The following is an 18,665-nucleotide window of genomic DNA, read 5'->3' as shown; positions in this document are numbered from 1 at the left end:
CCCCTCTGCCGCTTCACTTTGCGTTACGATGTTTTCACTTCCCGTCGAATACCTCGCCGGAACAAAGACAAAGGTTAACGACAGGAGAACGACCGACAATTTTACAGCAAACGATTTTGCATACCTTGCCATGTTCTGCTCGCAAGCTCCTCTCCCATACGGGTCGTCTTCATGCATATGAAAGGGGGCCGCATCGAGCAAAGTCTGCCGACAGCCCCCTATTCGTCAACCTCGCACTTCTTCATCGCATCTTATTACTTCGTTTGGTTCAACGCCTCATCAAGCGTCGCTTGGGCGGAAGTGTTGATTTTTTCCATCGCGGACTCGGGCGCTTCCCCTTTATTGGCCGTCGCCCAAACCGCTTCCTCCCATTGCACTTTAGGCACACCCGGGAAAAACAGCGGTTGTACTTTTTCTGAAACGGCCAAGATGGCATCCACATCTTCCGGATCGGCCAACAACTGTTCCTCCGCATACGACCTTCTCGCCGGTTCTACCCGATCCCACAATTGTAGCTCCTGCCAGATAATCGCCATTTCTTTCGGCTGCTTGCTGTTAGCCGGCATGTAATACATCGGAAAGTTTTCAACCGCAATTTTATAATCGGCATCGGTGGCGTCCGGTCCTTTTGGAATCGATACAAAACCGAATTCGTCGGTCATTGCTTGCTTATTTTTCCCTTCCCACGATTCACCGGTGGTCATCGCGACTTTTCCGGAGTCGAACAGTGTTACCGAATCATTCCAGTCATCCATGCTCGTATGTTTATTCGGGGCAATAACCTTATAAGTATTAAACATATCACCCAAGAATTGGAGCGCTTTTAATGCTTTAGGCTCACCGGCGGTAAATGCCCACTTTCCGTCTCTTAACTCAATCAAGCTTCCACCATTTGCATAGGTCAGATGTCTAGCCAGGAAGGGCGCATGATTGGCGAAGCCCCATTGATCCGTCGCTCCGTCCCCATCCGTATCTTTAGTCGCCTTTTTCATAATGTCTAGCAATGCATCCCAATTCCAGTTGCCTTCCTTCTCCAACTGGTGGGGATCGGGCAAACCTTCGCGTTTGAACAGCGTTTTGTTGTAATAAATGCCTGCGCCTTCGCTTACCGAGTTTTTGAATCCGTACATTTTTCCGTTAATGTTTCCGAACGTTTTAATTCCTTTCGGCCATTTCGGGTCATCGAAGTCGATGTACTCGTCAATCGGTCGTAGCAAACCTTCGTTGATCAGTGGCATCGCATGGTACAAATCGAGCAGCACGATATCCGCCACCGGTTCGCCGGAAAGTCCTGCAGCCGTCACCATCTCGATGCTTTTGCCCCATGGTACGGTAACCCAATCGACTTTCACATTGTATTTCTTCTCCACTTCGTTTTGCCGCTCAAGCTGCAGCGTGCCTTCCTGCGTTTCTTCCGTCGGCCCTTTGCCCCACGTCAAAATTTTGATAGACTGGCCCTTCATATCGATCGTTGGCTCCAGCTCTTTCGTCGGTGGTTCTGTCGTCTTCGGCGTATCCGACTCCTTCGCTGATTGTTCTGTCGCCTTCGGCGTACCCGGCTCCTTCGTTGCTCCGGATTGGCTGCATGCGGTGACAATCACAAATGAAAGTGCCAGCAGCATCAAAGCAAACCCTTTTAATTTTYGCATGTTACATGCCCCCTCGTATGAAGTGTTTTCCATGTTTATTGCACGCTGACTTTCGTGCCGTCCAGAATTTCGTTTGCCGGGAAATCATTGTACAGCCACAAGTCCGGCGTATCTTTAATATGGTGCAGTACAATTTCGAACTGGCCTTCCGGGAAACGCTCCGATTCGAGCATGATCCGATTGCCGTCAACGGTTACGCTGCCGATTTGAACGTCTTGCTGTTTACCGCCCTGCCAAAACTCGTAGTTGGCGATGTCCTTGGCAGCCGTTTCGTCGATCCGTTTGTTAAACGAGATCATGATCGTGCCGTCTGCTTGCCGCACCGCCCTTTGCGGCTCCGGTTTTTCCGTATACATGTAACCGCCGATATGGTACTCGTACGTCGTCCAAGTCGCATATCCGTACAGCTTCGCCTCAATATTATACTGCTGCTGCCATTCGGCCGACTTGATCATCTCCTTGACGGAGCCGTTGTCGCCTTGAATGCCAATTGGAAGATCAGGGTTTTGCGCCCGCACCTGATCGAAGAACGGCTGGTACGTTTTCATATAATCGGGTGGTAGCGCCGCTTCCGGCTTATACCAATCCGGCCAATGCGTCTGGATATAATGAAGATCCGGCTTCACTTTGGCCACCATCGCCTCCGCATCGTACCCTTGCATTTCCCTCAGCTTCGCGATCGAATTCGGTCCACCGTTGACTCCGAGACTCCAGGTCGCCACCAAAATGTCTGGTCGCGCCTCCCTTACGCCTCCTTGGCCGTTGAAGATTTCGTTCAAGAAATCGTTAACGCCGTCCACCCTGAATTCGATCCATTTTTGATAGAGCTCCGGATTGTTTTTGTAATAACGTGCGGAATCTTTATTTTCAAAATCAGGGATGTCCTCGTTGTATTTCTCCTGAAACGCTTTCTGCGCATTGGGGCCGACATCACCGTATACGCCGGTTTCAAAACCGTTCCATTCCGGGAAAAATGATTCCATCACCTCTACGCCGTCAAACGGATATTTGGATACAACCCGCGCCAGCGACTTCTTCTTCCATTCGACATATTCCCTATTGAACTGGGAAAGAAACGTATATCCGTCTACTTTCGAAGGCTGGATCAACCCCATCTTCCAATTTTCCCAACCTGCAGGAAAAAAGGCCGTTGAATAGGTACCGTTCCCAAACACAACCATCCAGACGGCAATTCCCCGCTTGTGGTAAGCATCGATCAAATCGCCTTTGATATCGTTTTCATTGACAACGACATAATGAACGATCTTATACCCGGCAAGCTCAATTTCCTCAGCAATGCTGTCGTAAGATCTGCCTTTATAATAAGGCCAGCTCGGATCGACCTTTATTGACGGTCCCGTCATGGCAAGCGTTTGCATATCGGACAGATCCCTCCCCTTACTCTTTTTCTCGCTTTCGTGCGACGGGCTGTCGGGTTGAGCCTCTTCATGCGGTTGCGTGCTCGCCTCTTTGTTCGTCATGCTGCTTTCGCCATTTGGCATGCCGCCGTCGCTTGATGTACAGGCGCTCAATATCATTACAAATAGGAGCGGAACAACACAGGACATCCACCGCCTTCTCGCCTGTCCTCCCGCTTCTCGCGAAAACAATCGCCCCACCCGCTTTCCATGTTCAGGATGTTTAGTTCGCACCGCTTTTTCTTTTTCCGCGAATTGCAAAAATTATCAGGACGCTCGACAGCGCCATCAATACCACATACAAACTTATGCCGCCATCACCCGTTTTCGGATTCACGACAATTTTGCTATCGTCGGATTTAACCGGGGTCTCTCCGCCCGTATTGTCTGTAGCTACCGGAGCTTCCTTCGATTCGCTCATTTTCGAAACGATGACATTGTCGAATGCCGCTGTCGACTCCCACGTCTTCAAACCAATTTTGCCGCTGGTAATTGGTTTATCGTCGGTGAAATCGATAACTGGTGTTTCCTCGTTATTGAAGTACACCTTCAAATTATTTCCTTTCGTCACGACTTTCACGTGATGAAATGTTTTGTCCTCAATGGAACGTTTGGCGCCGGCTAGCACACTCCAATTCCATTCTTGCAGCTTCAATAGTTCGAGATGATTTTCCCCTTCAAAAGAGTTGCTTCGGATGGCGAGCGCGTAATACTCCGTGTCCATGTTCACGCGGAACAACATATCCGCATCATACCCGTCGGTTACTTTCACATCGGCTTCGTAAGTATAATCAGTCCAATCAAAATCCCCTGTGTACGTTTCCGCAGCCGCACCTTTCGTATTGTCGCTTTGCGTATATTCACCGGACACGACTTCCCATTTGCCGCTGGTAGCGGTCCATTCTTTGGCAGCCTCGTTAAACTCGTCCTTAAACAAAGTATCGACATCTGCCGCCGCAGCGATTTGCCCCATCGTTAAAAATATCAATACAACCGTAAGCAGGAATATCTTATAACCAGTCAATTTTTTCATTAAAATTCACTCCCTTTATTGTTTTTGATTCCCAACAATCACTTTACCCCGTGCCTTTACGCTTTTTTAAAACCGCTTTCATAACATATCACTTAGGTCACATCCCTCCACATGATTCGATTCTTCACTTGCCCCCGGTTTGTCCTTGAAGTTCGACAGCTCGCACGGAATCTTCCTCGAGCGCAACCTAACTTTAACATAGATATATAATGGACATCCATGAAGATAACCACCATTTATTGAATGATTCAATGCTTTCCTTGATCAATTCTGGCCGCGTCCTTTTTTCTGACAAATAAAAAAAGAACCGTCGAAACGGCTCTCCACACACACGATTTATTCTGACGCCGACTAAGCAAACCATAATGTAACTTGGAGAATTGGACAGCAGTTTGCGAAGGGGGTTCACGGACATTCGTATTCGTCCAATTACAAGAGTGACCATTGCAGGGGACTGTTATCACAAGTGACGAGAGATTGTTCTCTAGCGAAGTCCTGAATCGATCTATCGTGGTGAGCTTCAACCTTTAAACAATTTGGCATGAACCACAAATCTTGCATTTAAAAAGTCATAGGAGCATGTTGATAAGGTTAAAATTACATCATCTTCGGTCAATTCAACATCCGACTTATGAATAGATTTAGATTGCAAAGTATCTAAAAAAAACTTATACTCCTGCTTAGTATTAAAATCAGTCTGAATATAATCGAAATTCACATCCGTTGTATACACAGAAAAAATTTCCCATTTTCTACTGTCATAAAGCGTGTCGAACTCTATAATCGAATTATTCTCAAAATTAGACTTTCTTTTATAATTCTTTAATTCACCAAACATCGAACCGTTTTTCATGTAATGCCCATACAATATAGTGTTTTTATTTTCACTCTCTATATCGTTTCTATAATCCATAAAAATGCTGCCTGCTACACTTTTTTCTTTATAAATATCTCGTTTTAAGTAAAACTCATTATCCACTGCTTGTGCTATGGGATAGTCAATAACAGTACCTTCGATTTTTAGCCATCCGACCACTTCTTCATTTTTCTTTAATAACTCATTAAATTTATTTTGGATCAACAATGTTTGAGGTTGATCTACCTTTTCAAGCATTTGTAATTCATCAATTTGTACATTGTCAATTTGTTCATCACTATGGCTAATGCTAGCTACTATTTTTGGTCCTTTTATTGGCTCAGCTAACACCTCTCTATAATAAAGTCTTTCCATTTCAGAGTATGTTTTTTTGTTTTTCGAACTATCTGTTTGATAGGCGATAATTTTATAGGAGGAAAACAGGATTAACAAAATAGATGTTAGTATAACTGCGTTCCTCAACTTGAGATATTTACTCTTATTAGATAAGCTCATTTTTGTAATAACTCCTCCGATCTGTAATATCTTCTCTCTTATTACCTATTCCTACCAGTCGTTGAATACATTAATATCATCAACGATGTTTGTCAAGATAGTTATCGCGATTCTGTCGTTGTTACTCTAGAAATTTTGGAGCTTAGTTGTCCATAATAGATTTTATGCCTACTATGCTGCTCGGACAGTTGATGGTTCCCAAGCTCGTCTGACCCAGGCCGAGAGTCAGGATCGCATTCATTTTAAAAAAACAAGAAAAGCTTATTCAATTGTTTGAAGGTCTACGCAATTCATAATAAAAAGGCTTCTCATTAAGTTCCAATAGGAACTCATGAAAAGCCTCTTTTTTCGAAATGGTCAATATCATTAAAGGTACTCTTACTGGCAACACTGTTTTAGACAACATTACTCCCGGTAATCCTTCTAATCGTTATCGTTTTCATCATAGTCATCATTATCGTAGTCATCATCATTATCATCATTTTTATCGTCATAATCGATCGATAGAATTCTGCCGCCTGCCGCTGCAATGTCTACTTCGGCAATCCTTTCATTCGTCTTGATCTTTACCTCATATTGCTGGATTCCGTCATCCCAATCACTTTTTACATTCAGCACTTCGCCTTTCACTGCTGTCAAACCCAGCTTACCGGCCTGCTCTTTTGTAATCACATTTTTTGAACCACCGGCAGCCGGAGGGTTTGGCGTTACCGCTGAAGTCGTTGCATCACGCTCGTCATCATCATCATCATGATCTTCATTTACCGTGTACAACACTTTTCCCGAATCCGCAGCAATATAAACATCCACCTCTTCAAAGCTATCTTTTTTAGTAATGTCCACTTCATAAAAAATAGCGCCTTTTTCGCGTTCCAATTCAATATCCGTGATCGTACCCGGCACTTCTTTCAATGCAATCGACTTCGCCTTTTCCTTGCTGATGTTGGGTGAAATGGCATTCGCTGCAATAGCTGATCCGGGAACTGCTATCACCGTTGCAATGGCTATCGTCATGATCCAACTTTTTTTGTTCATGTTTATCTTCCTCCTTTTGTTAGCTGCTTGCTTAGCTCACTTATACTCTACCCTAGCTAACTATGAGCAAGATTACAGCTACATTAGAATTTGATGATAAACATTATGCACTAGGTCTCACTTCCACTAGTCTTCCATGTCATTATCATCCCACGTTACAGATACGATCGCCCCGGAAGCCGCATTTAACTGAACGTCTGCTTCCCGCCCATCTGGTGTATCAATTTCTACAAAGTAATACCACTTACTCTGAACCTTATCAATATCAACGTCAGTAACTGTCCCATTAACCTTTTCCAAGGCCAGCTTGGCAGCTTCGTCTTCATTCAGCAAGACAGCCGGATTAGGAGTAGGCCTATTGGAGGGTGAGTCGGTAGAGGTTGTTGGCGGCGGATCGGTCTCCTGCTCGTTCGTCGGAGTCGGAGTCGGAGTCGGATTCTCACTGGGAGATGYCGTCCCCTCTGGGATCCGGCTCTCATACCGTTCAATACTTTTGATCGCCGTAATTCCGGCATTATCCTTGTCTACGTTCAATTCATATAATCCTGTTTCAGATTGCAAACGAACAAGATAGGACCGGCCGTTTAGCTCTGCACTTACGATTTCACCTTTATATTGACTCAAAACCTCTTGTTTCGCCTCGTTAAGCGTTAGGCTAGCCTTATTGTCTGAGCGTAAGATTAGAACCATAACAGCAACCAATACCAGAATGGCGAAAAAAAGGGACGCGGCTATTATCCAAAATCTACGCGTAATTTGAAATGGTATATGATCATCCCCTTTATTGGTTTTTTGTCATCATAACCTATAATTATTATAATTTACTGAGAAAGGGAAGTTTGTGCCGACTGTTTAAGAGGGATGGACAGTAAAGCTGTCGTGCCTTCACCTTCACGACTTTCCAGCGTTATCTTCACCCCGATCACTTCGGAAATTTCTTTTGCCAGTGACAGGCCAAGTCCGGCTCCCCCTTCCTGCTCAGCTTCTTTGCTTCTAGCCTTATCTACGCGATAAAAACGATTAAAGACAAGCGGAAGCTCATCCTCAGGAATTCCAATTCCCCGATCCGTCACTTCGATAAAACTATTGCTGAGGTTATCGCCAACCTTAACCGTAATCCCGTCACTGCTATATTTTCTGGCATTATCGAGCAAAATAAACAACAACTGCTTCAGCATATCTGCATCTGTAAAAGCAAGCAGCTGCTTGTCGTCCGCCTGTACCAGTGTTATCTTTCTATTATAGGTATTGCGGAAGCTTGTGGTCGTTTGTTCGACTAAAGGAAGCAGCTCGATCGTATCCATTACAAGCGACCAGTGGCTATGAGGTTTTGCGAGCAGCAAAAGCTGATCGGTCATCACCTTCATCCGGACCGCTTCCGAATGGATTGCCTCCACCGATTCCATGAAGAGCTCCGGTCGCTGCTGCCCTCTTCGCTTCAATAGACTGGCGTAACTTTCAATAATCGTTAAAGGCGTTTTCAGCTCATGGGATGCATTAGATACGAACTGCTCCTGTTTGCTGAAGCTTATCTCTAGCAGCCCGATCATTTCGTTGAACGTCTCGCCCATCTCAACAAGCTCATCCTTTGACCGTCCATCCTGCTTCAGCTTCACAAATTTGCCGCTGCGAGCAACTTCTTGCATTGTCTTCGTCATCGCCGAAATAGGCCGCATAATAAGACTTCCCAATATACCGCTCGATATGATCGCCGGAATCATAACAGCAGCAGATACACATAATAGTACGATGCGTAAAATTCCAAGCAGCGCCATTAATTCCTCTAAGCTTTTTGTGGCCTGTACATTTGCAACATTCCCATCAGGTCCGATAAACGGAATCGATACGAAACCATAATTTTTGCCATTAATGACGATCCGCTCCGCCTGCCGTTTTGGATAAAAAATGGCTGACTCCCTACTTAAATCCGTTTCAGACGGAGTGGTGACTTTTGGCTCTTTGTAACGATCTGTATCTCTTTCATTCACAATCCTCAGCATGCCGTTCAATGGCACATAGGCTCGCAGCAGCTCCGCTGTTGCGATATAATTTTCAGATTCGCGAATCGCCACGGATGCTTGCTGCGTCTCAGCAACGATTTGATCCAGCTCGCGGTCGATTGTCAACGTATAGAAGATAAAATAAACGCGCGCATGAGTAACACTGTCATTTCAGTGCGGGAGATGAACGTCTGTGGACGAATAGTCACATCCTCATAACCCTTTAGCCATCCTGCATATATTGCATCGGTCACAGATTGCTTCGCCCACGAGCTAACTACGCCGGAATCAAGTCGGACTATGATATCGTTGCCGTGGAGACCGGAATCGTATCGCGCAGTTCAAAGCATGTTTACGACAAAAAAGTAGCCGCAGGAAAGAGCGTCAAATTCAAACCCAAGCTTCAACTAACCAGTGAAGGCGCCATCTACCTCAAATACACCGATTCTAAAGGCGGTACCAAGGAAACGGTCGTGTGCGGGTATACGGAATACCTATCCGGCAGTTCGAAGGTAACCATTCACAACGATCGAATCGATGTTGAACAAGATTGCATGTAGATTTAAGAACAAAGTATCGATCCGAACGTTCAAAACAAAAACCCTGCAAGCGCCCATTCGGCGTATTGCAGGGTTTACGTTTTTCTCGAAGACCACCATCTGTGGATTAATAAATAGGGAAACTCCAAAAGTTGAGGTACCAGATATACTTTATTCACTGTTTCAGGTATAAACTCATCTGTGAGGCAATTCCAATCCATGTAGGGATAGAGTTCTACTTGCCTACGTAAATAACCAAACTTTTTCCTAAGACTGCTTAATAATCCAAACTATTTGTCAACTGCTTACGATATTCAATATGTGAAAGAAGTATGCCTAATTCATATAGTAAAAGAAGAGGTACAGCAACAAGGATATCGGATATTAAATCCGGAGGAGTAACAACAGTTGCGATAATAATAAGTAACAAATAAGCGTAACGACGCAACTTCCGTAATCTGGATGGATTTAATACACGAATTTTGGTTAAAAACATGACCACAATCGGCAATTCGAATAAAACAGACGTCGGTATTAAGATATTGAACAGAAATGAGAAATATTGGCCTATGCCATATGTCTCCGTCAAATTCATGCTCTTAGTTACAGCGGTTGTAAAGGAGAACGCCATAGGGAAAACAATATAATAAGAGAAGGATAATCCTATGATAAAGAAAAGAAAGGCGATCGGTATATATTTAACTGCAGCTTTTTGCTCAACAACATACAAACCCGGTTTTACAAACAACCAAGCCTGAAATAGGATAAACGGTAATGAAACCGAAAGAGATATGGCAAAAGCAACCTGCATCCAGCTACTAATTGCATCCCAAGGTGAAAAAGCATTCCAAGAAATTTCTGAAGCGGGATGTGCGTTTTTCAAAAAAAGCAGCACAGGTTTTGCCGCAAACAGCCCGCCTGTCATTGTTATAGCAAACACCAACAACACCCATATGAGTCGCTTTCTAAGCTCTTCTATATGTTCCAGCAAAGAGATAGCATCGCCCTTTGACATCCCTTCACCCTCCAATTCTTTTGTTATGCAACCGTGTAAAGACTATAACCTGAAATATTCGTAGCACCACACTAAAAATGCCGTAGGACCAATAGCAACAAGGGATTACAGTGATTTAGCGATTCATTTGAAAAGTGAATCGGAAATATGGAAAAAGAGTCCTTACTTTGGTAGTATTGATGGTGACCAAACGCACCAAAACTACAAAGGAGACTCTTCTATGGCAAGTTTACAAGAGTACGGCATGAACTTCAACCCCCGAATGAAAGTGAATTTTGATGGCGGTGATCTAACCTCGGATGCTGGCCTGCTTCTATATAAGGAATTCGATTACAAACTGGGTCTGTCTCAGACCGTTAAGCAATTGCTCGTTGTCAACGATCCTGTTGTTCATCGGGACCATCCTAATTCAGATGTTGCGTTGCAGAAGATCTATCAGCATCTTTGCGGCTATCACACTGATGATCATGCGGATGACTTGTCTCACGAACCCCTTTTGACCCCATAGATGGCAAAAGAACGACTCGCTTCACAGCCGACAATCTCTCGCTTTAATGATAAAGCGGATATTGCAACAGCTAAATCGTTGGAGCGTATAAATGAAGTCCTACAAGGTCGCGCATACGCAATCGAACCGCGCGATCAGTTTGTTCTGGATTTGGATTCCTCTGGGTTTACCGCCTCCGGTAAGCAGCACGGATCGAACTATAATCATCACTATGCACAAAATGGATTTCATCCGTTGTTTTGCTTTGACGGATTGACCGGCGATTGCTTGCGAGCTGAACTTCGTGCCGGCAACGTATACACTTCTCGCCAGGTCGTGCGGTTTATGGGACCTGTTCTGGAGCGGTATCAATCTTGGACACCGAAGGCTTCGCTTTCTTTCGCGGTAACAGCGGCTTTGCTGTACCGGGATTGTTTGATCTCGCCGAAACGAAGGGACATAAATACGCGATTCGTCTGAAAGCCAATGCCCGTCTGCAATCTGCTGCGCAAGCGATGGCAAATCAAGTGCTTAATGCTCAAAAGCTTCATGAGCGGCAAGTTCATTACCGTGAATTTCAGTACAGGGCGAAGTCTTGGAACTGTGCGCGCCGTGTGGTCGTCAAGATGGAACGTCTTGCGGGAGAACTTCATTTTCAATTCACCTTTATTGCTACGAACATGAGCCTGCAACCGCGCAATGTCATTCGGTTTTACTTTCAACGCGGACACATGGAGAATTTCATCAAGGAAGCGAAGAACGGTTTTGCTTGCCACAAGATGAGCAGCACCGGATTCGAATCCAATGCGGTTAAATTGCAACTGGCGATGCTGGCGTACAACTTTAACAACTGGTTTCGTCGACTCTGTTTACCCGAAGCATTCAAGCCGGGACGAATGGAAACCCTGCGTACCAAGCTGATTAAAATTGCTGGAAAACTGATCTATTCCGGCCGTTACTGGACATGGAAACTGTGCAGCTCTTGCATTTACAAAGAGCCGTTCATCCAAACACTGAACAATATCCAACGCTTGCCTAGATTTGGATGATGGTTAGTGTAATTTAGCTCAATTGCAAAAGGCTTATTCCGGTGCAACGGGCAAGCATGTCCATTTCAACACCCACATAATGGATATTTCTAATTTGATTCGTGACCGCTTAAGAAAGCCACTCCATTGCATCCTCAAAACACAGATTTTAATGATTCCCGAAAATGCAATTCCCTTGCATTCCCAGTCCAACCATGTAACTCAGTGCTCTATGAATATTTCAGGTATAATATGCTTCTGAAAGCATTGTCTAACAAGCTACAGAAGCATATTATAGAATTTTCTGAAATCCATGCTGATAGTATCTCGTTCTAAAGTTCTTTGTTATCTTCCCTTAAACGATCGTTCTTTTTATCTTCCTTTTTATCTTCATCAATTAGCATATCCCTCGTGCCTCTCTTGAATTCCTTCAAGGTCGAGCCGAAAGCTCGTCCTAATTCAGGCAATTTCTGGGGACCAAATAACAAAAGCGCAACTAAAACAATCAAAATAATTCCAATCGGTCCTATGCCAGCCATCATCATTCCTCCTTGGTTTTAGTTACTGATGTCAAACAAGGAAATATTCTCAAAGTTGTTGTTAATGAATGCATGTTCATCCGCTTGAATGGTAGCTTGGGATGCCTGATATACATCCTTCTTCGTAATTATGCTGAATTCCCCTTCGATTCCTGCCAGAAAATCCTGAGTCACATTAATAGGAACCGCAGGTAATTCTACATGCCGGAAAGGCTCCTTATCTGTGGTCAGGGAGAATAGCTCATCCTTGTCCACTGCTGGATCGCCACATAAACGTAATTCAATATTCCCTCTCGTACCGGTAACATAAATGCGGCAATCACCGAACGACCAGCACTTCTCCGGTGTATGCCAGTCCGCATATAATTGAGCCAGTATACCGTTGTCCATCTGTATCTGCACGGATGCAACATCATAAAACTGCGGATATTGCGGTAAAATTGTCTTTGACTTCATGCAGTGGATAACTGATATTTCCTTGCTTGTAAGCCACCGCAGTAAATCAAAATCATGGATAAGCAGATCTACAACAATGCCGCCGTTCTGCTCCCGAGAGAAATGCCAAGGTGCTCTGCTAGTGGGAGAAAGCTGATGTGGTTTTCGTATTGAAATGTGGACGATTTCTCCAATCTCGCCACTATCCATGAATTGCTTCAACAAATAGACGGAACTCCTGAATCGTTCTGTCAATAACATCCCAATCTGCGTATTTCCTCGATCCATTATTTTTTCAATCGTTCAAGGCCCATCCCGATTGGTTACAGCGGGTTTATCTAACATCACATGTTTATTGTATTTTTCACACAGTTCAATGACATCGATTTTTTCATTGTTAATCGCAGATGAACCGACAATATGAACGGAAGGTGATATTACCATTGCCAAATCATCAACTATCGGAATATAGTATTGTTCAGAGAAATGAGAGGCTAGAGAACGGTCACCTGTTTCATATATCCCTATACACAGATGCCCTAATGCCAGCATTTCCTGAATAAACACACCGATGTGCCCATGCCTGCAACCGATGATTGGGAACGAATACCCCATTCTAAATTCCCTCCATAGTTCGATGTTGTGTGGAACGATACAGAGAGAACCAAAATTCGGTAACCTACATCACACCTCACCACACTTCATCCCATCGATATCCATGCCTCTATTCTTCTATTTGTGGAACTCTGTCACCTTAACGCTTCTGCCTTCTGCAATGGATTCATCAATGGCAAAACAAGTTTCCATCGAATGAAGGGCATCAAAAAAGTCGCAGCGAGTTTTGGTGTTTTGACGAAGCGATAACACAAAGTCATCAATTTCTTCAATAAAGGGATGATGTGATACGTCCCCACTGTCCGGCAAGATGGTCGGTATGGTTGTATAATCGGTTTGACCTGGCAGCTTATGGCTAAAAAATTGGTTGTTCATGATCGTCCCTTTCTCCCCAAGTAAATGCATATTGAACTTGTAAGGCGTCTTACATTCAAGGGAGGAGGATACCTTAGCAATACCGCCATTCTTAAGCTTGCATATGGCAATAGCGTTCGGATCAAATTCATATTCGGAATCTACCCAAGTTCGGCAGCTATAAGCTGTTACTTCTTCGATATCGCCAGCGAAATATCGAATAGCATCGACAGCATGGCAGCCGGCCGACATTATACTACTGCCGCCGAGCGCTTTCCCCTTGCTCCAGCGATACTGTGGGTACTGCGGCCCAACATGATGCCAATAATCGATTTGAGCCATGAATATACGACCGATAGCATCGTCTTCGATCAATGCTTTTGTGTTGAGAAACGATGGATTCCAGCGCAGGACAAATCCAACAACGGTATGAACTTTGCTTGAATGAATCGCATCGGCCATAGTCAATAAAGCTTTTCGATCCATTGCCAAGGGTTTCTCTAAGACAATATGTTTTCCATATCGAGCAGCCAGTATGGCCTGCTCCGATCGGATATCCGGGGTAGAGCATAATACGACAGCATCGACGTTCGGATCCTTTACGGCTTCCTCGAAATTGCTGGATATACGAGCATCAATAGACAATTCCATTAATCTCTGTTTCGCATGCTCGATATTGTGACTAACTACACCGTAAACCTCTGCATCCTTTCGAGCATGAATCGCTTTTAAATATTCCCCAGCTACCCATCCAGTACCGACGACCACAAATCGCATAATTGACATCGTTCCCCCTCCTTGTATGCTAAGAGCAGCTCCTGATTCGGGGTTGCTCTTATTACTTTTTGTACTTTGAAAACTGAAATCTTGTCCTTGTGGAGAACGCAGCCCAAGCGAAGGCGCGGGAGCGTCCCGAAGGGACCAAATCTTGGGTGTTTACGATCTTGGGCTATCCTTGGGAAAATGCCAGTAGGTGCTACCGACGGGAATGTTCCTTTTCCTCCTGTAGACTCGATCAGTCGGGTTCTTCCATTTGAGAGTATTCCCTTGGCCTCTACCGTATTTACCTACACGCTGACTGCATCCCGCGCGTCGCCATCCCTTCCGCATTGCAGAGGAAGGTTCGTGCACCGATGGGCCGCGGTGTATGCCTATAGCTTGCAAGGCTGTAAGCGGAGAGATTTCCCAAGGATATCCCAGGACCGTAGGCACCCAGTTCATAACGATTGGAGGTGAACACCATTCCCATCTTATTTGTCGGGATCGATGTAAGCAGTAAGAACAACGTTGTCTGTTGCCTTCCCGAAGGGGACAGCACCAAATCCTTAAGTCGCTTTACCATCACCAATGACGAGCCCGGTATCTATGCTTTGCATCAGCGGATGATTTCTCTAATGCAGAAGCACAGCTTGACACAGATCCGCTTCGGTCTGGAAGCGACCGGTTGTTACTCTAGCCATCTCGCACGTTACTTGGAGAGTGTGCTGAGTTTCGAGCCTTACGAACATGATGTCTACGTGTTTAATCCCAGTCTAATCAAGGTGTTTAAGAAGACACACTTTCTGGACGCCCCTAAAAACGACAGGGTAGACGCCTGGTTCATCGCCGCTAAGCTCAGATCCGGTCATCTACCCCGTGCCTTTACGTGGAGCGAGTCCCTCGCAGCGTTGCAGCGCCTATCGCGAACTCGATTCCACATTGTACAGACTTTGACACGGGAGACCAATTTCCTGCTGACCAATTTATTCCTGAAGTTCAGCAGCTATAATTCCGGACCGCTTCGTAAGAAAACATCAGCTACAAGTCTGGCGGTAATTGAACAGTTCGTGGACGTCGAACAAATCATCGCTATGCCCATCGAACATTTGACCACGTTTGTGGCGGAATGCGGTAAAAACCGTTTCGAGAACCCAGAGGGTGTAGCCGAGGCCTTACAGAAGGCCGCGCGCTCGTCTTACAGATTGCCCAAAGCGATGTCTGACGCTATCAATCTAGCGATGGCTTCGAACATTCGTGTCATCCGATCGCTTCAAGAGCAGGCAAAGTCGCTAGAAAAAGCGATTGAGGAGCACCTGGCGACCATCCCGCAGACGCTAACGTCTGTACCGGGAATTAGTACGATTTTTGCCGCCGGACTCCTTTCGGAGATTGGCGACATCCAGCGATTTCCTAACCAAATGGGGCTTGCCAAGTACGCAGGTCTCGCTTGGACAGAAAACCAGTCTGGCGACTTTAAAGGCGTTGAATCTCGGCTCATTAAATCCGGAAACCGCTATCTGAAGTACTACTTCACACAAGCAGCGAAGAGTGTCCAGGTGCACGACACTGTATTCGCTCAGTACTACAGTCTCAAGAAAGCGGAGCCGGCTAAATATGCCGAAAAACGTGCCCTTGCGCTCACAGCTCGTAAATTAGTGCGGTTGGTAGACTATCTGCTGCGAACCAACCGACTCTACGAACCCAGAGAAGTGATCCGACAAAACGGTTGACATAGGTTCCGCCACAAAACCGCCCATTTCTTAGATAAACAGGAAATATCCGGAAATCTAGGTAGGGCAGGTTTAGTTTGAGTTTGCCGTTTTCTGGCTCACCCCCTGAAAAGAATGCCGTACTGTCAATTCATCTCATTTCAGGGACTTGACATAGTACCGCTGCTCTCTTAGAAATTTATGTTTACGTGTTGATAAGTCCCTCACCTTTATTATAATGGAGCCGATTTCAATTTTTCTAGGCACTTCTGATGGGCAAAGCTTATTTAGCTTCGCCACCGATGATAATGTCAAGATGGCGAGAGGTATCGTACACTAACTGCAGCGGATCAGCAGCGTAGATGCCGAGCTCAGCAGTTAGTGTATCTGTGTAGCCGATTTCATGCAGAGCTTCGCGGACAGCCTTCCAATTGACATCCCCGGCAAGCAGGGAGACAAAGCCATTGCCATTACCAACGGCTGTCAGGAAATCTTTAACGTGAATTTTGAAGATGCGAGGACCCAATATACGAATCCATTGCTCCGGATAGCCATACAATAAAATGTTACCTACATCAAAGTAGACACCCACATTAGGTGAACCGATCTCATCCACGTAACGCGCCATCTCCAATGGAGATAGCAGGAACTTGTTCCACACATTTTCAATGCCGATCCGGGTTTTGCGTCTCTCAGCTTCTGATGCCAGAAGCTTCAGTTCCTTCAGGCTGCGATCGTAGCATTGATCATACGATGTATCTGGATCTACTGTTCCTGGTACGACAAGCACAGTATCAATGCCAAGTAGCTCAGCTAGCTCCAGTTGTTTCGTGACAACGCGGCGGCCTTGCTCACGCACCGAGGCATCTGCAGAGGACAAGGGATTCTGCCCCATGAGGCCAGTCGACAAGCTGCGCAGCTGAAGTCCATGGCTGCGGGCTAGATTACCAACCTTTTCAGCTTCTGCCGCGGTTATATCCATTGTTAAGCCAATGCCACCAGGCTCATATAAATTTAATTCCACAGCGTCATAGCCTGCGCTGCTGCTAACTGCCAGTACCTGTTCCAGGGATGTATGGTACTTAAAGCACCATTGATTAATCGATTTTAACAAGGTAAATTCCCCTTCCCTGTTCCGAGTGTAATGGACTTTCCTGTCGCTGATGAGTCATTGGCTGCCAATGTTACAGCTAAAGTTACAGCTGCATCGGAATAATCACACAGCACCAAGCTGGGTTGGTTAGTTCTTACAGCCTCGATAAATGCTTTGTCCTGCTCATAATAAAAATCAACTTCCGAAACTTCTGTCAAATCTTGATTGTCATCCTTGATCCGCAGCGTCATACCATCAATGGAGAGGAAGAAGTCTTGACCATAGAACTCTACACCACCGCGCCCAACATATTTCGCCAAGCAGCTGCTGGTTATATTACCGATGGCTCCCGACTCCAAGATGAAGGATACAGTTCCAACATCATAAGCTGTTGCTTCCGGGTCGATCTTCTGGATAGATCTTTGTTCATGAATGGCATGGACTTCCTTGAACTCTCCTGCTAAATAACGAATCAAATCAAGCTGATGCGTTGATTGCTCAACTAATTGGCCGCCTGATTGCTCCAGCATTCTCCACCATCTTGCACCTGGCATACTGCCAAGTCGGTATGACAAGACCAAATCGATCTGTTTGTTGCTTAAATAGGCTTTCGCTTTAGCGACGATATCTTGGTAACGCAAACAATATCCGGAGGAATTAATGATGCCAGACTCGCGAATGATTTGTTCATTATTATGAACCTCTTCCATATTCAAGCCTACAGGCTTCTCCGACAGCAAGTGAATCCCCTTGCGAGCAGCAGCTTCTTCAATACCTGAGCGCGAAAAAGGGGGCGTGCATATAAACAAAGCATCGATTTCTCCAGAATCGATCAGCTGCTTGGTGCTTTCATAAGACTTGGCTCCGTAGGTTTCAGCAACCTCTTTGGATCTGCTTTGATTAATATCGAATACGGCGGTGATTTGAGCGTGTTCTACCTTTTTTAACGTGTTGATGTGATGCTCTGCTATCCCGCCAACACCTATAAATCCGATTCTAACTGCCATTAGTAAACTACTCCTCTCGAATCTGCTCTACTGATTAATGGTTAATTGCACACTACAATAAAAGAATAATATATTCGGAAGTAAATGTAGTTATTGAAATCGAAAGATAATTCACATACGCCGTCGACTTCATAGAAACAGGAGATTTAACCAAGCCGCTGTCAAGTTGATCCACTTCTACTTGGTTCTGGATGTACTTTCTGATCCCCACTTCATTTTTTTCCCACCGTGTTGACGAAATACCCTTTAGCCCAGAAATGTCGATTTCCTTTCGCCCTAAATTCAAGATGACGATCAAATATCATTAAGGCACTTTTACTTTTTTAATACCCCATGAACTCGGATACACTCAACTTAGGTGGTATTTTTACACAGAGATGGATGTGATCGATGCAGACGATTCCTTCAACAACCACCACGTTTTTGTACTCACACAGCTTTTTGATGATCACCCGGATATCCTTTCTTACTTCTCCGTACATTACTTTGCGTCTGTACTTGGGAATGAATACGATATGGTATCTGCAATCCCACTTCGTATGTGATAGACTCGAATTGTCCATGGATGCCCTCCTCTC

At 45.0% G+C, this 18,665-nt stretch carries 18 protein-coding genes and 2 pseudogenes; 4 read left to right on the top strand and 16 right to left on the bottom strand.

Going from position 1 to position 18,665, the window contains the following annotated elements:
* Nucleotides 1-254: 254 nt before the first annotated feature.
* The 8 genes from AC1DWN_RS05800 to AC1DWN_RS05765 all read right to left on the bottom strand — a co-directional run bounded on the left by AC1DWN_RS05800 (nucleotide 255) and on the right by AC1DWN_RS05765 (nucleotide 8,761).
* Nucleotides 255-1,649 carry an extracellular solute-binding protein gene (locus AC1DWN_RS05800; RefSeq protein WP_477557970.1) on the bottom strand — a complete coding sequence of 465 codons (1,395 nt, stop codon included), beginning with the start codon at nucleotides 1,647-1,649 and terminating at the stop codon, nucleotides 255-257.
* A gap of 35 nt (nucleotides 1,650-1,684) precedes the next feature.
* Nucleotides 1,685-3,028, bottom strand: a complete 1,344-nt coding sequence (locus AC1DWN_RS05795; RefSeq protein ID WP_477557969.1) for an N-acyl-D-glucosamine 2-epimerase — start codon at nucleotides 3,026-3,028, stop codon at nucleotides 1,685-1,687.
* Nucleotides 3,029-3,290: 262 nt separating this feature from the next.
* Nucleotides 3,291-4,100, bottom strand: coding sequence for a 3-keto-alpha-glucoside-1,2-lyase-like domain-containing protein (locus AC1DWN_RS05790; protein WP_477557968.1), 810 nt, complete (start codon nucleotides 4,098-4,100; stop codon nucleotides 3,291-3,293).
* Nucleotides 4,101-4,620: 520 nt separating this feature from the next.
* On the bottom strand, nucleotides 4,621-5,472 hold the full coding sequence (gene srtB / locus AC1DWN_RS05785; RefSeq protein WP_477557967.1) for a class B sortase: 852 nt from the start codon (nucleotides 5,470-5,472) through the stop codon (nucleotides 4,621-4,623).
* A 423-nt stretch (nucleotides 5,473-5,895) separates the two neighbouring features.
* A complete protein-coding gene (locus tag AC1DWN_RS05780) occupies nucleotides 5,896-6,507 on the bottom strand; it encodes a PepSY domain-containing protein (RefSeq protein ID WP_477557966.1) in 612 nt (203 codons plus the stop codon).
* Nucleotides 6,508-6,633: 126 nt separating this feature from the next.
* Nucleotides 6,634-7,131, bottom strand: coding sequence for a PepSY domain-containing protein (locus tag AC1DWN_RS05775; RefSeq protein WP_477557965.1), 498 nt, complete (start codon nucleotides 7,129-7,131; stop codon nucleotides 6,634-6,636).
* Nucleotides 7,132-7,328: 197 nt separating this feature from the next.
* Complete coding sequence (locus tag AC1DWN_RS05770; protein ID WP_477557964.1) at nucleotides 7,329-8,633, bottom strand: sensor histidine kinase; 1,305 nt, start codon at nucleotides 8,631-8,633, stop codon at nucleotides 7,329-7,331.
* Nucleotides 8,630-8,761, bottom strand: coding sequence for an S-layer homology domain-containing protein (locus tag AC1DWN_RS05765; protein ID WP_477557963.1), 132 nt, complete (start codon nucleotides 8,759-8,761; stop codon nucleotides 8,630-8,632). The genes AC1DWN_RS05770 and AC1DWN_RS05765 overlap by 4 nt, the downstream gene beginning before the upstream one ends.
* Nucleotides 8,762-8,764: 3 nt before the next feature.
* Here AC1DWN_RS05765 and AC1DWN_RS05760 point away from each other — a divergent pair, with 3 nt between their 5' ends.
* On the top strand, nucleotides 8,765-9,067 hold the full coding sequence (locus AC1DWN_RS05760; protein ID WP_477557962.1) for a hypothetical protein: 303 nt from the start codon (nucleotides 8,765-8,767) through the stop codon (nucleotides 9,065-9,067).
* Nucleotides 9,068-9,323: 256 nt separating this feature from the next.
* On the opposite strand, the gene tatC is transcribed toward AC1DWN_RS05760, so the two are convergent.
* Nucleotides 9,324-10,061 (bottom strand): twin-arginine translocase subunit TatC, encoded by a 738-nt coding sequence (gene tatC / locus AC1DWN_RS05755; RefSeq protein ID WP_477557961.1) that lies wholly within the window; start codon nucleotides 10,059-10,061, stop codon nucleotides 9,324-9,326.
* A 220-nt stretch (nucleotides 10,062-10,281) separates the two neighbouring features.
* Between tatC and AC1DWN_RS05750 the strand changes: the two are divergent.
* Nucleotides 10,282-11,028, top strand: a pseudogene (locus AC1DWN_RS05750) (transposase).
* Nucleotides 10,923-11,597 (top strand): transposase, encoded by a 675-nt coding sequence (locus AC1DWN_RS05745; protein ID WP_477557960.1) that lies wholly within the window; start codon nucleotides 10,923-10,925, stop codon nucleotides 11,595-11,597. The pseudogene AC1DWN_RS05750 and the gene AC1DWN_RS05745 overlap by 106 nt, the downstream one beginning before the upstream one ends.
* A 311-nt stretch (nucleotides 11,598-11,908) precedes the next feature.
* On the opposite strand, the gene tatA is transcribed toward AC1DWN_RS05745, so the two are convergent.
* The 4 genes from tatA to AC1DWN_RS05725 form a co-directional block, all read right to left on the bottom strand.
* Nucleotides 11,909-12,121 (bottom strand): twin-arginine translocase TatA/TatE family subunit, encoded by a 213-nt coding sequence (tatA, locus tag AC1DWN_RS05740; RefSeq protein ID WP_477557959.1) that lies wholly within the window; start codon nucleotides 12,119-12,121, stop codon nucleotides 11,909-11,911.
* Between the two features lie 12 nt (nucleotides 12,122-12,133).
* Entirely contained in the window at nucleotides 12,134-12,775 is a 642-nt protein-coding gene (locus tag AC1DWN_RS05735; RefSeq protein ID WP_477557958.1) for a Gfo/Idh/MocA family protein, read from the bottom strand.
* A 78-nt stretch (nucleotides 12,776-12,853) separates the two neighbouring features.
* Nucleotides 12,854-13,165, bottom strand: coding sequence for a hypothetical protein (locus AC1DWN_RS05730; RefSeq protein WP_477557957.1), 312 nt, complete (start codon nucleotides 13,163-13,165; stop codon nucleotides 12,854-12,856).
* 117 nt (nucleotides 13,166-13,282) lie between these two features.
* Nucleotides 13,283-14,305: a Gfo/Idh/MocA family protein gene (locus AC1DWN_RS05725; protein ID WP_477557956.1), complete on the bottom strand. Its 1,023-nt coding sequence runs from the start codon at nucleotides 14,303-14,305 to the stop codon at nucleotides 13,283-13,285.
* Between the two features lie 446 nt (nucleotides 14,306-14,751).
* Between AC1DWN_RS05725 and AC1DWN_RS05720 the strand changes: the two genes are divergently transcribed.
* A complete protein-coding gene (locus AC1DWN_RS05720) occupies nucleotides 14,752-16,008 on the top strand; it encodes an IS110 family RNA-guided transposase (protein WP_477557971.1) in 1,257 nt (418 codons plus the stop codon).
* A gap of 262 nt (nucleotides 16,009-16,270) precedes the next feature.
* On the opposite strand, the gene AC1DWN_RS05715 is transcribed toward AC1DWN_RS05720, so the two are convergent.
* The 3 genes and pseudogenes from AC1DWN_RS05715 to tnpA form a co-directional block, all read right to left on the bottom strand.
* Nucleotides 16,271-17,101, bottom strand: a complete 831-nt coding sequence (locus AC1DWN_RS05715) for a sugar phosphate isomerase/epimerase family protein (protein WP_477557955.1) — start codon at nucleotides 17,099-17,101, stop codon at nucleotides 16,271-16,273.
* Entirely contained in the window at nucleotides 17,095-18,087 is a 993-nt protein-coding gene (locus AC1DWN_RS05710; protein WP_477557954.1) for a Gfo/Idh/MocA family protein, read from the bottom strand. The genes AC1DWN_RS05715 and AC1DWN_RS05710 overlap by 7 nt, the downstream gene beginning before the upstream one ends.
* A gap of 52 nt (nucleotides 18,088-18,139) precedes the next feature.
* A pseudogene (gene tnpA, locus AC1DWN_RS05705) lies at nucleotides 18,140-18,650 on the bottom strand (IS200/IS605 family transposase).
* Between the last annotated feature and the right edge of the window lie 15 nt (nucleotides 18,651-18,665).

The organism is Paenibacillus sp. P4_A7 (assembly GCF_056402455.1).
Note: the sequence above shows the minus strand (reverse complement) of the source record. Positions and strands in the feature narration are given on the sequence as shown.

Excerpts from the sequence above, each read along its gene's own strand:
- AC1DWN_RS05795 (WP_477557969.1), bottom strand. The coding sequence starts at position 3,028 with ATGCAAACGCTTGCCATGACGGGACCGTCAATAAAGGTCGATCCGAGC.
- AC1DWN_RS05790 (WP_477557968.1), bottom strand. The coding sequence starts at position 4,100 with ATGAAAAAATTGACTGGTTATAAGATATTCCTGCTTACGGTTGTATTG.
- srtB (WP_477557967.1), bottom strand. The coding sequence starts at position 5,472 with ATGAGCTTATCTAATAAGAGTAAATATCTCAAGTTGAGGAACGCAGTT.
- AC1DWN_RS05780 (WP_477557966.1), bottom strand. The coding sequence starts at position 6,507 with ATGAACAAAAAAAGTTGGATCATGACGATAGCCATTGCAACGGTGATA.
- tatC (WP_477557961.1), bottom strand. The coding sequence starts at position 10,061 with ATGTCAAAGGGCGATGCTATCTCTTTGCTGGAACATATAGAAGAGCTT.
- tatA (WP_477557959.1), bottom strand. The coding sequence starts at position 12,121 with ATGATGATGGCTGGCATAGGACCGATTGGAATTATTTTGATTGTTTTA.
- AC1DWN_RS05730 (WP_477557957.1), bottom strand. The coding sequence starts at position 13,165 with ATGGGGTATTCGTTCCCAATCATCGGTTGCAGGCATGGGCACATCGGT.
- AC1DWN_RS05725 (WP_477557956.1), bottom strand. The coding sequence starts at position 14,305 with ATGTCAATTATGCGATTTGTGGTCGTCGGTACTGGATGGGTAGCTGGG.
- AC1DWN_RS05710 (WP_477557954.1), bottom strand. The coding sequence starts at position 18,087 with ATGGCAGTTAGAATCGGATTTATAGGTGTTGGCGGGATAGCAGAGCAT.